The organism is Nonomuraea sp. NPDC050786 (assembly GCF_040654115.1).
Classification (GTDB): Bacteria; Actinomycetota; Actinomycetes; order Streptosporangiales; family Streptosporangiaceae; genus Nonomuraea.
Genome location: NZ_JBFAHJ010000002.1, coordinates 296,546 through 309,941, shown reverse-complemented (window position 1 = coordinate 309,941; position 13,396 = coordinate 296,546). Strand labels below are relative to the sequence as shown.

Annotated in this window: 14 protein-coding genes and 1 riboswitch; all 14 genes read left to right on the top strand. The window is 71.8% G+C overall.

The features are described from left to right. The first annotated feature begins 28 nt into the window (after positions 1 to 28). The 14 genes from AB0H84_RS05795 to AB0H84_RS05730 all read left to right on the top strand — a co-directional run bounded on the left by AB0H84_RS05795 (position 29) and on the right by AB0H84_RS05730 (position 13,360). Positions 29 to 1,468 carry a hypothetical protein gene (locus tag AB0H84_RS05795; RefSeq protein WP_357598680.1) on the top strand — a complete coding sequence of 480 codons (1,440 nt, stop codon included), beginning with the start codon at positions 29 to 31 and terminating at the stop codon, positions 1,466 to 1,468. A 37-nt stretch (positions 1,469 to 1,505) separates the two neighbouring features. After that, positions 1,506 to 2,840, top strand: a complete 1,335-nt coding sequence (locus tag AB0H84_RS05790; protein ID WP_357598677.1) for a hypothetical protein — start codon at positions 1,506 to 1,508, stop codon at positions 2,838 to 2,840. A 27-nt stretch (positions 2,841 to 2,867) separates the two neighbouring features. Further along, positions 2,868 to 3,416, top strand: coding sequence for a peptide deformylase (gene def, locus AB0H84_RS05785; protein WP_357598675.1), 549 nt, complete (start codon positions 2,868 to 2,870; stop codon positions 3,414 to 3,416). 4 nt (positions 3,417 to 3,420) lie between these two features. Next, complete coding sequence (gene fmt / locus AB0H84_RS05780) at positions 3,421 to 4,347, top strand: methionyl-tRNA formyltransferase (RefSeq protein ID WP_357598672.1); 927 nt, start codon at positions 3,421 to 3,423, stop codon at positions 4,345 to 4,347. A gap of 41 nt (positions 4,348 to 4,388) precedes the next feature. Next, complete coding sequence (locus AB0H84_RS05775; protein ID WP_357598669.1) at positions 4,389 to 4,817, top strand: hypothetical protein; 429 nt, start codon at positions 4,389 to 4,391, stop codon at positions 4,815 to 4,817. A gap of 15 nt (positions 4,818 to 4,832) precedes the next feature. Continuing rightward, entirely contained in the window at positions 4,833 to 6,449 is a 1,617-nt protein-coding gene (locus tag AB0H84_RS05770) for a transcription antitermination factor NusB (protein WP_357598666.1), read from the top strand. Positions 6,450 to 6,628: 179 nt separating this feature from the next. Next, positions 6,629 to 7,291 carry a ribulose-phosphate 3-epimerase gene (gene rpe, locus AB0H84_RS05765; RefSeq protein ID WP_357598663.1) on the top strand — a complete coding sequence of 221 codons (663 nt, stop codon included), beginning with the start codon at positions 6,629 to 6,631 and terminating at the stop codon, positions 7,289 to 7,291. 30 nt (positions 7,292 to 7,321) lie between these two features. Next, complete coding sequence (locus tag AB0H84_RS05760) at positions 7,322 to 8,131, top strand: oxygenase MpaB family protein (protein ID WP_357598661.1); 810 nt, start codon at positions 7,322 to 7,324, stop codon at positions 8,129 to 8,131. 81 nt (positions 8,132 to 8,212) lie between these two features. Next, positions 8,213 to 8,343: riboswitch (FMN riboswitch) on the top strand. Between the two features lie 110 nt (positions 8,344 to 8,453). Beyond that, positions 8,454 to 9,980, top strand: a complete 1,527-nt coding sequence (ribD, locus tag AB0H84_RS05755; RefSeq protein WP_357598660.1) for a bifunctional diaminohydroxyphosphoribosylaminopyrimidine deaminase/5-amino-6-(5-phosphoribosylamino)uracil reductase RibD — start codon at positions 8,454 to 8,456, stop codon at positions 9,978 to 9,980. Continuing rightward, positions 9,961 to 10,551: a riboflavin synthase gene (locus tag AB0H84_RS05750; RefSeq protein ID WP_357598658.1), complete on the top strand. Its 591-nt coding sequence runs from the start codon at positions 9,961 to 9,963 to the stop codon at positions 10,549 to 10,551. Before ribD ends, AB0H84_RS05750 begins: the two co-directional genes overlap by 20 nt. Beyond that, positions 10,548 to 11,207: a nicotinamide mononucleotide transporter family protein gene (locus AB0H84_RS05745; protein ID WP_357598655.1), complete on the top strand. Its 660-nt coding sequence runs from the start codon at positions 10,548 to 10,550 to the stop codon at positions 11,205 to 11,207. Before AB0H84_RS05750 ends, AB0H84_RS05745 begins: the two co-directional genes overlap by 4 nt. After that, a complete protein-coding gene (locus AB0H84_RS05740) occupies positions 11,204 to 12,424 on the top strand; it encodes a bifunctional 3,4-dihydroxy-2-butanone-4-phosphate synthase/GTP cyclohydrolase II (RefSeq protein WP_357598652.1) in 1,221 nt (406 codons plus the stop codon). Before AB0H84_RS05745 ends, AB0H84_RS05740 begins: the two co-directional genes overlap by 4 nt. Continuing rightward, on the top strand, positions 12,421 to 12,888 hold the full coding sequence (ribH, locus tag AB0H84_RS05735) for a 6,7-dimethyl-8-ribityllumazine synthase (protein ID WP_357598649.1): 468 nt from the start codon (positions 12,421 to 12,423) through the stop codon (positions 12,886 to 12,888). Before AB0H84_RS05740 ends, ribH begins: the two co-directional genes overlap by 4 nt. Positions 12,889 to 12,907: 19 nt before the next feature. Beyond that, on the top strand, positions 12,908 to 13,360 hold the full coding sequence (locus AB0H84_RS05730; protein ID WP_357598646.1) for a PH domain-containing protein: 453 nt from the start codon (positions 12,908 to 12,910) through the stop codon (positions 13,358 to 13,360). Positions 13,361 to 13,396 lie beyond the last annotated feature (36 nt).

Here is a 13,396-nt window from a genome sequence, read left to right as displayed (position 1 = left end):
TCTGAGGACCAGCCGTTAGCGTGCCTCTGTGTCGATCGAATGGGTGAACGGGGCCATCGACGCCCTGCGCGCCTGGGGGCGCGCGCGGGAGGTCGAGGTGGACGCGGACGAGGTCCGCCTGCTCTGCGACTACGCCAGCGACTACCTCAACGTCAACGAACTGGGTGACTTCACCCCCGAGACCTTCGACGAGCTGCTGCTGTCCATCTATCCGCGCAAGGTCATCGCGCCGCCTGAGAGCGCTGCTGAGACCATCGCCGCCGCCCGCAGCCTCGTCGACTACCTCAGCGAGTCGGGCGCGGTGTCCGGGGACACGGCGGCGCTCATGCGCGACAGGCTCGACGACATCGCGCCGCGCATGCCCGAGGCCCTCGCCGACCAGGCGAACTTCGGCATGGCCAAGACCCTCTTCAGCTCCATCGGCCCGGAGTCGCTCGAGCAGGCGATCGCCATCCCCTCCGGTGAGATGCCCGACCTGGGCGAGGCGCCCTGCGACTGCCCCGGATGCACGCCGCTGCCCGCCGCCCGGCTGGCCTCGCCGGAGGACCTCGTCGCCGACCTGGCGACGGTGCCCGCGCTGGCCGAGGAGCCGCTGCCGGACACCGGCGAGCCGCTGGAGGCCTGGGCGCAGCGGGTCGCCACGCTCCTCGAGGACGACGCCGACCGGGGGCTCTACGACCTGTTCGACATGCTCTACCGGGTCCAGGTGCGCGTGCCGGTCACCATGATCCGCGATTACCTCGACGAGTACGCCGACGGCGGCGAGATCGACCTGGACGCCGTGCTCGACGACCTCGTCCGGCACGGCATGATCCAGGTCACGGGCGACACCGCCGGGCTCACCCCGCTGGCCGTCTGGGGGCTGCGTCGGCACTACCTGTCGCTCGGGCTCGACGCGCCCGAGGCCCCCGACCTGGCCGAGGCCGACGCGCTCGGGCTCATCGAAGGGCTGCTCGAAGGCGTTCCCGCCGAGCTCGCCGAGCAGGACATCAGCCGCTGGCTGGCCGGCAGGGCGCCGGGCGAGGCCGCGGCGGAGCTGCTGGCCGCCGCCTCCGGCGCGCCCGCCGTGGCCCGCGGCATCGCGATCACCATCGTCGACCTGCTGGGCCCGGAGGCCGAGCCGGAGGTCCGCCGCTCCCTCGACGACCAGGAGCTGCGCCCGCACGCCATCCACTGGCTGGCCGCCAGAGGTCTGCCCGCGCCGCAGCTCACCCAGCAGGAGCTGCTCTGGGTCAGCGTCGACATGCTCGCGCTGGCGATGCCCGCGGCCGAGGAGGACCCCGAGAACTTCGCCGAGAACATGGCCGCCTCCGGCCCGCCCGCCCATATGATCGAGGAGATGTGGCGGGTCGACCACCCTGACGTCGTCGAGGTCCTGGAGCTGCTCGGACGCTCGATTTCCGACGGCACGGTGGCGAAGGCGGCGCGCAAGGCGGCGTTCAAGGCCCGGTCCCGAGCCATCCGTTGAGTACGCTCATGTGACTGCTGTGCAGTAAGTTTCGTGGGTGGCAAACAACGTCTTCGACCTCGCCGAGCTGCGCAAGCTGATCGATGAGCAGGCCGCCGTGCCGCCACGGCCTCCTGAGGAGACTCCCGTGGAGCACGAAGCGCTCACGTTCCCGCCGGTGCTGCCGGCGCCCGACGCGGAGCTGGCCGCGGCGGTGCCCTCGGTGCCGCTGGTCGCCGACGCCATCAGGCTCGCCACCTGGACGGGCACCCGCGAGGTGACCCCCGAAGGGCACCTGACTGAGGCGGACGCCGAGGCCGCCGCACGGGAGCTGGGCCTGCCCGCCTCCCGGCTGCGCCTGATCTGGATCGTCGCCGTCAACACCGGGCTGCTCCAGATCCTCGGCGGCCGCGCCTCCAGGGGGCCGCTGTCGATGCGGCTCACGGTCGAGGCCACGCTGGAGTTCTGGGACGGCGTGGTCATGGACGTGCTCGACCGCGCGGACGAGGGCCTGACGGGCTCCGCCGTGGTCGACGGCCACCTGGCCGAGATGCTCGCCACGATCTACTCGGTGCGCTCCGGCGTCGCCACCGCCAACCTCGCCAGGGGCATACTCCAGTCCCACGAGGTGGCCTGCGCGCCCGGTGCCGTCGAGATGCGCAGGCTCGCCGCCGCGCTCCCCGCCGAGCTGCTGGAGGCGCTGTCGCTGCTGGCGTACTGCGGGCTCGTCGAGCAGACCGCCGCCGGCCGCACCGCGCTCACCCCGCTCGGCGTCTGGGCCATCCGCCGCGACCTGTTGCGCGAGGGTCACGACGCGCCGACGACGGCCGAGGTGGAGGTGTTCGCCGACCTGTCGGCGGCCGAGCTGGTGGAGGCGCTGGTCAAGGGCTCGGCCACGCAGAGCGCCGTCGCCGGTTGGCTGGAGCGCCGCGCGCCCGAGTCCGCGGCCCGCGACCTGATCGAGATCGCCGCCTCCGGCACGGCCGGGCAGCGCGGCGCGGTCGGAGCCATCCTCGAGGAGCTGGGCCCGGAGGCCGAGAAGCCTGTCAGGGAGGCGCTCGACCACCCGCTCATGCGCCGCTACGCCGCCTCCTGGCTGCACATCCGCGACCTCGAGGCCCCCACGCTGAGCCCCGAGGACCACACCTGGCTGGCGGTCGACTCGCTGGCCGCCCTCATGCACCTGTCGGGGCCGGCCGCGGGCCGGATCGACCCGCCCGAGCCGGGAGAAGACCTGATCAAGCTGGTCGGCGAGATGCCCGGAGTGGGCCATCCCGACACGATCGCCGTGCTCGACATGCTGGCCACCGCCCACGACGACCAGGCCGTGGTCAAGGCGGCCCGCAAGGCGGCGATGAAGGCGCGCTCGCTCGAGCACACTAAACTGGGTTGATCCACACGTGAGAACGGAGTAACCCCCTTGGCGATCCAGTCGATCCGGCTGTTCGGAGACCCGGTGCTGCGCACCCCGGCGGCCCCGGTCGTCGACTTCGACAAGGAGCTCCGCAAGCTGGTCAAGGACCTCACCGACACGATGATGGACGCTCCGGGCGCGGGCCTCGCGGCGCCGCAGATCGGGGTCGGGCTGCGGGTGTTCACCTACTACGTGGACGAGCAGCTCGGCCATCTCATCAATCCCGATCTCGACCTCTCTGCGGAGCTCGACGAGGAGGGCGAGGAGGGCTGCCTGTCCTTCCCCGGCCTGTCGTACCCGACGCCCCGGGCCATCCGCGCCGTCGCCAAGGGCTACAACATGCACGGCGAGCCCGTCACGCTGGAGGGCACCGACCTGATGGCGCGCTGCTTCCAGCACGAGACCGACCACCTCGACGGCATCCTGTTCATCGACCGCATGGACCCCAAGCAGCGCAAGCTGGCCATGAAAGCCGTCCGCGAGGCCGAGTGGAGCGGTCTGGCCGCCCCCGTGATCAAGGTCTCGCCGCACGCCACCGGCGGAAGGGCGCTCTGAGAGCATGCGTCTGGTCTTCGCGGGCACACCCGAGACGGCGCTGCCGTCGCTGCGCACCCTGATCGACTCGCCGCGCCACGAGGTCGTGGCGGTCGTCACCCGCCCCGACGCGCAGTCGGGCCGGGGCCGCAAGGTCCACCCCTCGCCGGTGGCCGAGCTCGCGGAGGAGGCGGGCATCGAGGTGCTCCGCCCGGCCAAGGCCGGCGACCCGGACTTCCTCGACCGGTTGCGCGCCCTGGAGCCCGACTGCTGCCCGGTGGTCGCGTACGGTGCGCTGCTCCCGCAGTCGGCGCTCGACATCCCCCGGCACGGGTGGATCAACCTGCACTTCTCGATCCTGCCCGCCTGGCGCGGGGCCGCGCCCGTGCAGCACGCGATCCTGCACGGCGACGAGATCGGCGGGGCGACGACGTTCCAGATCGTCAAGGAGCTGGACGCGGGGCCCGTCTACGGCGTGGTGACCGAGGAGATCCACACCAGCGACACGAGCGGGACGCTGCTTGAGCGGCTGTCGGTCTCGGGCGCGGGGCTGCTCGCCGCCACCCTGGACGGCGTCGAGGACGGCACCCTGGAGGCCCGGCCGCAGCCAGCCGACGGAGTGACGATCGCACCAAAGATCACCGTCACCGACGCCCGCGTCGACTGGACCAAGCCCGCCCTGCACGTCGACCGGCTGATCCGGGCCTGCACCCCCGCGCCTGGGGCGTGGACCGAGTTCCGCGGGCAGCGGGTGAAGCTGGGGGCGGTGCGGATGGTTCGGGGCGAGCGGCTGCCCGCCGGCGAGGTCGCCGCCACGAAGGTGAAAGTGCTGGTGGGGACCGCCACCGACGCGGTCGAGCTGGGCGAGGTGCAGCCGCAGGGCAAGCGGGTGATGGGGGCCGTGGAGTGGGCTCGCGGGGTTCGCCCAGAGGGTAAAGAGATCTTCAAGTGACGCGGCGTGTCGGCCATGGCGCTCTCTGTAACATCGGCCTCATGACTACAACCAGTAACGAAGCGCAGGCGCTCATCGCACGCATGGACAACCTCCGCGAGGATCAGGATGTCGCGTTCGCGACGCTCTGCGACGCGCGCGATCACATTCGCGACATCAACATCTGGACCCGCCGCTGCGATCGCAACATGACGAAGCTCGACGGCAAGGTGGCGCGGGTCGAGCAGAAGACCGACAAGGCCCTCGGCCTCGCTGTGCAGGCGGGGGAGAAGCTGGACGCCCTCGACGGGCGGGTGGCCGTGCTGGAGACCGACGTCAAGGAGCTGAAGACGGATGTCGCGGTCCTCAAGACGGACGTCTCGGAGCTCAAGGTCGATGTCTCGGAGCTCAAGACGGTCGTCAAGAGCGACCTGATCGACGTCAAGGCGCTGCTCGGCGAGGTGCTCGAGAGGCTGCCTGCCAAGGCATAGAGGAAAGTTTGAGTGATGAGGACACGGGGGGACCAAGGGGCCGGAGGCAGGGGCGGCGGGAGCCGTACGCGGAAGCCACCGAGACCAGCACGCGACCAGGCACGCAACGCGGCCTTCGACGTCGTGCGCGCGGTCGACGAGCGTGACGCGTACGCCAACCTGCTCCTGCCGCGGCTCCTTCGCGAGCGCGGCATCAGGGGACGCGATGCCGCGCTGGCCACCGAGCTCGCGTACGGGACGCTGCGCGGGCTCGGCACCTATGACGCCGTGATCGAGATGTGCAGCGACCGGGCGCCCGATCCCGACGTGCGCGACGCCCTGCGGCTCGGAGCCCACCAGCTCCTGCGCATGCGCGTCCCGCCGCACGCGGCCGTCGGCACCACCGTCGACCTGGTACGCCTGCGCATCGGTCAGGGGGCGGCCAAGTTCGTGAACGCGGTGCTGCGGAAGATCGGCTCGAGGACGCTCGAAGAGTGGATCCCCATCATCGCGCCCGACCCGGCCGACGATCCCGTCGGCCACCTCGCCATCGCCTACGGCCACCCCCGCTGGATCGTCTCCGCCTTCCGCGACGCCCTCGGCCGCCCGGACGAGATGGCCGACCTGCTCGACGCCGACAACGCCCGGCCCCTGGTGACGCTCGTGGCACGGCCAGGGCGGAGCTCGGTGGAGGAGCTCGAGGCCTTCGGCGCCCTCCCGGCCCGTTACTCGCCGTACGCCGCCTACCTGCGCGAAGGCGATCCCGGGCAGATCGAGGCGGTGGCGGAGACGCGGGCCGCCGTCCAGGACGAGGCCAGCCAGCTGGTGGCCCTGGCCCTGACCCGGGTCCCTCTCGAGGGGGACGGGGACGAGCTCTGGCTCGACATGTGCGCGGGGCCCGGCGGCAAGGCTGGCCTGCTCGACGCCATCGCCACCCACGGCGACCTCGAAGGTCTGCGCAGGGAAGGCCCTCCCACGCCTACGCCTACGCCCACGTCCACGTCCACCGGCGCGGGCGCGGTTCGGGAAGCCGTGGAAGAGCGGTCCGGTGGAGCGGGATCTCCCTCGGAAAGCGCGGAAGTGGGCAAGGGCTTGAAGGCGGCCGGCCCTGGTGCGGAGGCCACGGGTCCAGGGGCTGGTGGGGCGTTTCCTGGGGGAGCGCGGCTGGTGGCGGCCGATGTGCAGCAGCACCGGGCCCGGCTGGTGTGGCAGACGACCAGGGACGCGGCCGTGGTGACGGCTGACGGCACCGAGCCGGCGTGGCGGCCCGGGGTGTTCGACCGGGTGATGCTCGACGCGCCCTGCACCGGGCTGGGGGCGTTGCGGCGGCGACCGGAGGCGCGGTGGCGGCGGGACCCGGCCGGGATCGCCGAGCTGGGCAAGCTGCAGCGGCGGCTGCTCGACACCGCGCTGGACGCCGTGCGCCCCGGCGGCGTCGTCGCGTACGTCACGTGCTCCCCGCACCTGGCCGAGACCCGGGTCGTGATCGCGGACATCATGGCGCGCAGGCACGACGTCGAGCAGCTCGACGCCCGCGACTACCTGCCCGAGGTCGACGGCCTCGGTGACGGCCCGCACGTCCAGTTCTGGCCACACAGGCACGGCACCGACGCCATGTTCCTGGCGCTGCTGCGTAAGCGTCCTTCCATGTGAGACGCGTGGTGTGCGGCGCTGAGCAGCGTCCTCCCAGTGAGAGGCATGTGGGTCTTGTCGTGGCCGCCGCACCCGGTTCTCCCGGGTTCAGCCGCCTGAGGAGCGGAAACTTCGGCGGGCGGTCGTTGGGCTCCCTGCGATTCTGTAGCGCGGGGCGTAGTCAATAGACTTGGCCAATCATGGCCGTACAGATCTCGCCCAGTATCCTTGCCGCCGACTTCGCCAGGCTCGCCGACGAGGCCGCCGCCGTGCCCAACGCCGACTGGCTGCACGTCGACGTCATGGACTACCACTTCGTGCCCAATCTCACCATCGGGCTGCCCGTCGTCGAGGCGCTGCGTAAGGCGACCTCGACGCCCCTCGACTGCCATCTCATGATCGACGACCCCGACCGCTGGGCGCCGCAGTACGCGGAGGCGGGGGCGGGCAGCGTGACCATCCACGCCGAGGCGGCCAAGGGACCCATCCGGACCCTGCGCGAGATCCGCGCGCTCGGCGCCCGGGCCGGTCTGGCGCTCAACCCGGCCACGCCCGTGGAGCCGTACGAGGACCTGATGGGCGAGGTCGACATGCTCCTGCTGATGACCGTGGAGCCGGGCTTCGGCGGGCAGAAGTTCCTCGACGGGGTGCTGCCCAAGGTGCGCCGGGCGCGGGAGATCATCCAGCGGCACGGCGGGAGGGTCTGGCTGCAGGTGGACGGGGGCGTCGACGCCGGCACGATCGAGCGCTGCGCGGAGGCGGGCGCCGACGTGTTCGTGGCGGGCAGCGCCGTCTACGGGGCCTCCGACCCCGCCTCCGCTGTCGACGCCCTCCGCGCCGCGGCCACTCTCAAAAACGCATAGATCGGGCGATCCCCGGGTAACCATTCACTTATGGGCGACCATGGGATCTTCGGTCCCCGCTCCGTGACGTGGCGGGTGATGGGCGAGCCGATCCTGCTGGTGGGGGGCATCAGGGCGCTGTTGATGCAGGGGCTGCATCCGAGGGCGATGCGCGGCGTGCTGCAGAACTCCGCGCTCATGGATCCGCAGGAGGCCTGGTCGCGGTTCGTACGGACCACGGAGTTCGTGCGCGTCCGTACGTACGGGACCAATGCCGAGGTAGAGCGGGCGGGGCGGCGCGTCCGCAAGATCCATGCCAAGCTGAGCGCCTACGATCCCGACACCGGCACCACCTTCCACCTCGACGACCCTGACGCGCTGCGCTGGGTGCACGTCGGCGAGGTCGACTCCTATCTGTCGGTCGCCCGTCGCGCCGGGGTGCGGGTGTCGGACGCCGAGGCGGACGCGTTCGTCGCGGAGTGGCGGCGGGCCGCCGAGGTGGTGGGGCTGAAGGCCGAGGACGTGCCCGGGTCGGTGGCCGAGCTGCACGACTACATCGAGGCCGCGCGGCCGGGGCTGCGGTTCGTGCCCGAGGCGGCCCACCCGCTCCGGCTGTCACTCAACGCCCCGCTTCCACGCAAGCTGACGCCGCTCAAGCCCGCGCTGCCGGCGCTGACGTTCCTCGCCTTCGCCACGCTGCCGCGCTGGGCCAGACGCCTGTACGGGCTGCCCGCCACCCCGGTCGGCGACCTGTGGGCCACGGCCACGCTGCGTACGCTGCACACCGGGATCGGGCTGGTCCCCGGCGACGTCCTCTACAGCCCGGCCGCGCGGCGGGCGCGCCGGCTCATGGCCGCCTGAAACTAGCGCTTGGTCAAGTAGGGGGCTAGGGGTGGTCGCGCACGACATTTGGGGCATGGCACACTGGTAGCGAAAGAGAGCTAGCGTGCTCCGGGGTCGGTGAAATTCCGAACCGGCGGTTACAGTCCGCGACCCGGCCGATGCCATCGGCCGGTTGACCCGGTGAAATTCCGGGACCGACGGTTAAAGTCCGGATGGGAGGAAGCGCGCGAGGTGTCCGGCGTCCCAGCCGGGCGCTTGCCGTGGTGCATATGCGCATCACAGCAGAGAAATCCCCCGGGGCCCGCCGTGGCTTGTAGCTACTGGCGAGTAGGAGACCCGGGTGGAGATCCCCCCGCAGGACGCCGCGCACATGGCGCGCGCCGTCGAGCTGGCCGCGCGTGGACACGGCACCACCAGCCCCAATCCCGTCGTGGGGTGTGTCGTGCTCGACGCCGCAGGCCTGGTGGTGGGCGAGGGGTTCCACGCGTACGCGGGCGGGCCGCATGCCGAGGTCGTCGCGCTCGCGCAGGCGGGGGAGCGGGCGCGCGGCGGCACCGCGTACGTGACGCTCGAGCCCTGCGACCACACCGGGCGGACGGGGCCGTGCAGCCGGGCGCTGCTGTCGGCCGGGATCGCGCGGGTGGTGATCGCGGTGGCCGACCCGAACCCGAAGGCCGCCGGTGGGGCGGCGCGGCTGCGGGCGCACGGGGTCTCCGTGACGACCGGGGTGCTGGCCGCCGAGGCCTCGCTGGTGAACGAGGAGTGGCTGACGTACGCGCGGCTCGGGCGGTCGCATGTGACGTGGAAGTTCGCGGCGACGCTGGACGGGCGGTCGGCGGCCGCGGACGGGACCAGCAAGTGGATCACCTCGCCGGAGGCCAGGGCCGACGTCCACCGGCTGCGGGCCGCGTCGGACGCGATCGTCGCCGGCATCGGCACCGTCCTGGCCGACGACCCCCACCTCACCGCCCGCCCCTCGGCCGCCGCCGCTCTCCCGGTCTCGGCGGCCCACGCCGGGGACGGCCCTCGCCGCGAGCCGGAGGGGCAGCCCGGCGAGGGCGGCGGGCGTGGGCCGGAAGGGCGGCCAGACGAGGGCGGCGGGCGTTGGATGGAGGGGCGGCCTGACGAAGGTGGCGCGCGCGGGCCGGAGGACCGTGGAGGCGTTGGCGGCGGTGTGCTTGCTCCGGCCGGCGGCGGTGCCGGGGACGGTCAAGGCGCGGTCGCTGACGAGGGTGGCCGGCGTGGGACCGGCCTGGAGCCGGGGGCCGGTGGCCGAGTCCTTCAGGGGCGCAAGGCGAAGGGGCGCGGACCGTTGCGGGTCGTGGTCGACACGCGGGCACGGACGCCGCGCGACGCCAGGGTGCTCGACGACAGCGCCCCCACGCTCATCGCCGTCGCCGAGGACGCCGTCGCCGAAGACGCCGTCACCGAAGACGCCGTCGCCGGCACCAGCACCAGCGCCGGCTCCGGCACCAGCACCGGCTCCGGCACCGGCACCGGTCTCGGTCTTGGTCTCAAGGCCGACCTGCTCCGCCTGCCCCGCCACGGCCGCGGCCTCGACCTGGACGCCCTTCTGAAGGAGCTGGCCGCGCGCGAGATCGTGAGCGTGTTCCTGGAGGGCGGCCCCACGCTGGCCGGTGAGTTCCTCAGGCGGGGCCTGGTCGACCGCGTGGTCGCGTACGTCGCGCCCGCGTTGCTGGGCTCCGGGCGGGCCGCGCTGGGCGCCGCCGGGGTGGGCACGATCGGCGAGATCCACCGCCTGACATTTGACGAAATTTCCCTTATCGGGCCGGATGTACGGCTGATTGCCCGGCCCGCAGCAGCCCCCAACCAGGCAGGGAGTAGTGATGTTCACCGGAATCATTGAGGAAAAGGGCGAAGTGGTCGCCATCGACCAGGTGGGCGGCGGTGCCGTGCTGTCGGTACGCGGCCCGGTCGTGACCTCCGACGCCAAGCACGGCGACTCGATCGCGGTCAACGGCGTGTGCCTCACGGTCGTGGCGGCCAAGGACGACGTGTTCACCGTGGACGTGATGCGGGAGTCCCTCGACCGCAGCTCGCTCGGCGGCCTCGTCCAGGGCTCCCCCGTGAACCTGGAGCGTGCCGTACGCGCCGACCAGCGCCTCGGCGGCCACATCGTGCAGGGCCATGTGGACGGCACCGCCGTGCTGCTCTCCCGGGACCCGGGCGAGCGATGGGACGACGTGCGCTTCTCGCTCCCCGAGGCGCTCGCCCCGTACGTCGCGGAGAAGGGCTCGATCGCGATCGACGGAATCAGCCTGACGGTGACGACGGTTGACGACGAAAGCTTCGGTGTGAGCCTCATCCCCACGACGCTCCAGCTCACCACGATGGGCGACCGCCAGGTCGGCGACGTGGTGAACATCGAGGTCGACGTGATCGCGAAGTATGTGGAAAGGCTGGTGGTCAGGCAATGAACTGGGCCGACGCTGGATTCGAGGTATTCGGCACCCATGTGCTGTGGACCGACCTGATCGGCAACATCGCCGCGCTGTCGACGGTCCTGCTCGCCATGCGCAAGTCGATGTGGACCTGGCCGGTGCAGTTCGCCGGATCGGTGCTGCTCTTCATCGCCTCGATCAACGCGCACATCACCGGCAACGCGCTCAAGCAGGCCCTGTTCGCCGGTCTGGCGGTCTACGGCTGGTGGGCCTGGCGGCGCGGCACGCAGGACGGCAGGCAACTCGCCGTCCGCCCCGCGCAGTGGTGGGAGCGCTCGCTGCTGATCGGCGTCATGCTGCTGGGCACGGCCGTGGTCGGGCTGCTCTTCTTCGTCACCGGCCTGTCGTGGGGCGCGCAGGTGCCGCTGCCCAAGGGCGCCTTCCTGGTGGCCGCCGACGCCTACATCTTCGTGGGCAGCGCGATGGCCACCTGGGCGCAGGGCAGGGCGCTGGTGGACTTCTGGATCGTGTGGGTGGCCGTCGACCTGGTGGGCGTGCCGCTGGCGTTCAGCTCGGGGCTGGTGGTCTCCGGCTGGGTGTACGGGATCTTCTTCGTGCTGGTCGTCGTCGGGTTCGTGAAGTGGCTGCGCGAATACCGGACCGCCGAGCTCGGCGTGGCGGTGGCGCAATGAGCGACATCAGGCTGGACCCGATCGAGCGGGCCATCGAGGACATCCGCAACGGCAAGGCGGTCGTGGTCGTCGACGACGAGAGCAGGGAGAACGAGGGCGACCTGATCTTCGCCGCGGCCAAGGCCACGCCCGACCTGTGCACGTTCACGATCAGGCACACGAGCGGGATGATCTGCGTGGCCATGGAGGGCAAGGAGCTCGACCGGCTCGGGCTACCGCTCATGGTCTTCCACAACAAGGAACGCATGCGCACGGCGTACACGATCACCGTGGACGCCCGCGACGGCGTCACCACCGGCATCTCGGCGGCCGACCGCGCCAAGACCATCCGCACGCTCGCCGACTCGGCCACCGAGCCCAACGAGCTGGTGCGCCCGGGGCACATCTTCCCGCTGCGCTACCACGAGGGCGGGGTGCTGGCCAGGCGCGGCCACACCGAGGCGGCCGTCGACCTGGCCAGGCTGGCCGGGCTGTCGGCCTCCGGTGCGCTGGCCGAGGTGGTCAACGACGACGGCACCATGGCCAGGCTGCCCGAGCTGCGCCGCTTCTGCGACGAGCACGACCTGGCTCTCGTCTCCATCGAGCAGCTCGTCGACTACCGCCGCCGGGCCGAGAGCATGGTGACGAGGGTGGCCGAGACCCGGCTGCCGAACGTCCACGGGATGTGGCGGGCGTACGGCTATGCCAGCGCGCTCGACGGCGGCGAGCACATCGCGCTCGTCTACGGCGACCTCGAAGGCGGCGAGAACATCCTGGTCAGGGCCCACTCCGAGTGCCTGACCGGCGACGTGTTCGGCTCGCTGCGCTGCGACTGCGGGGTGCAGCTGAGCCACGCCATGGCGGCCATCGCGGAGGAGGGCCGGGGCGTGGTCGTCTACCTGCGCGGCCACGAGGGCAGGGGCATCGGCCTGCTGGCCAAGCTCAGGGCGTACAGCCTGCAGGACAACGGCAGCGACACCGTCGACGCCAACGTCGAGCTGGGGCTGCCGGTGGACGCGCGGGAGTTCTCCAACGCGGGGCAGATCCTCGCCGACCTCGGCGTCAAGTCGGTGCGGCTGCTCACCAACAACCCGGCCAAGCTCAAGGGCATGGACGGGTACGGCATCAAGGTCCTCGGCCGCGAGCCCATGCCCGTGGCCATGAACCCGTACAACGAGCGGTACCTCAAGGCCAAGCGCGACCGCCTCGGCCATGACATCTCGGAGGCGGCCTCATGAGCGGAGAAGGACGGCCGGGCGTCGCGGCGCCCGACGCCTCGGGGCTGAGCGTGGGGGTGGTGGCGGCCTCCTGGCATGCCAAGATCACCGACCAGCTCGTGGCGCGGGCCGTGCAGGCCTGCGCCGACAGCGGCGCCACGGCCACCGTGGTGCGGGTGCCGGGGTCGCTGGAGATCCCGGTGATCGCCCAGGCACTGGCCCGCCGCTGCGACGCGGTGGTGGCGCTGGGGGCGGTCATCAGAGGCGAGACCGCCCATTTCGACTACGTCTGCGACTCGGTGACCGCGGGCCTGACCCGGATCTCGCTGGACGAGGAGACACCGGTCGGCAACGGCGTCCTCACGTGCGAGACCCTGGACCAGGCCCTCGACCGTTCGGGACTGCCTGGCAGCAAGGAGGACAAGGGGTATGAGTCGACCATCGCCGCGCTCGAGACCGCCCTCCTGCTGAGGGACCTCCCTTGAGCTGAGATAGGTTTCCCTCGTGCCAGAGCCCGTATCTCCACCGCCCCTGCCCGTCATCTGGCGGCCCCGCCGCCCGCGGATCGTCGCGTACGGCTGCGCCGCCCTGATCGTGATCGGGGCGGTGATCATGGCGGTCTTCATCGCGGAGCCGTTCAAGCTGCCTGACCGGATCGGGATCGTGCTGTTCGGCTGCGCGGTGGCGTTCGTGCTGCACCTGCTGGGCCGGGTGCGGGTGGAGGCGGACGACGAGGGTGTCACGATCGTCAACGCCGTACGCACCCACCGCTACACGTGGCCGGAGATCCTGGAGGTCACGCTGCTGGTGGGCGACCCCTGGCCGCGCATCGACTTCTCGGACGGGCGCACCATCGGGGCGATGGGCATCCAGGGCTCGGAGAAGGACCGCGCCCGCAGGGCCACGGCCGAGCTGGAGGCGCTGATCCGGGAGCGCGCGGAGGCTCGCGAAGATTAGGCGGGTCCTGCTCGAGAACGTAGGCTGAAGGGGTGC

What these genes read in the sequence shown, in the direction of transcription:
- AB0H84_RS05775 (WP_357598669.1), top strand. Translation starts at nt 4,389, where the DNA reads ATGACTACAACCAGTAACGAAGCGCAGGCGCTCATCGCACGCATGGAC.
- fmt (WP_357598672.1), top strand. Translation starts at nt 3,421, where the DNA reads ATGCGTCTGGTCTTCGCGGGCACACCCGAGACGGCGCTGCCGTCGCTG.
- rpe (WP_357598663.1), top strand. Translation starts at nt 6,629, where the DNA reads ATGGCCGTACAGATCTCGCCCAGTATCCTTGCCGCCGACTTCGCCAGG.
- AB0H84_RS05770 (WP_357598666.1), top strand. Translation starts at nt 4,833, where the DNA reads ATGAGGACACGGGGGGACCAAGGGGCCGGAGGCAGGGGCGGCGGGAGC.
- ribH (WP_357598649.1), top strand. Translation starts at nt 12,421, where the DNA reads ATGAGCGGAGAAGGACGGCCGGGCGTCGCGGCGCCCGACGCCTCGGGG.
- AB0H84_RS05740 (WP_357598652.1), top strand. Translation starts at nt 11,204, where the DNA reads ATGAGCGACATCAGGCTGGACCCGATCGAGCGGGCCATCGAGGACATC.
- AB0H84_RS05750 (WP_357598658.1), top strand. Translation starts at nt 9,961, where the DNA reads ATGTTCACCGGAATCATTGAGGAAAAGGGCGAAGTGGTCGCCATCGAC.
- AB0H84_RS05745 (WP_357598655.1), top strand. Translation starts at nt 10,548, where the DNA reads ATGAACTGGGCCGACGCTGGATTCGAGGTATTCGGCACCCATGTGCTG.
- AB0H84_RS05760 (WP_357598661.1), top strand. Translation starts at nt 7,322, where the DNA reads ATGGGCGACCATGGGATCTTCGGTCCCCGCTCCGTGACGTGGCGGGTG.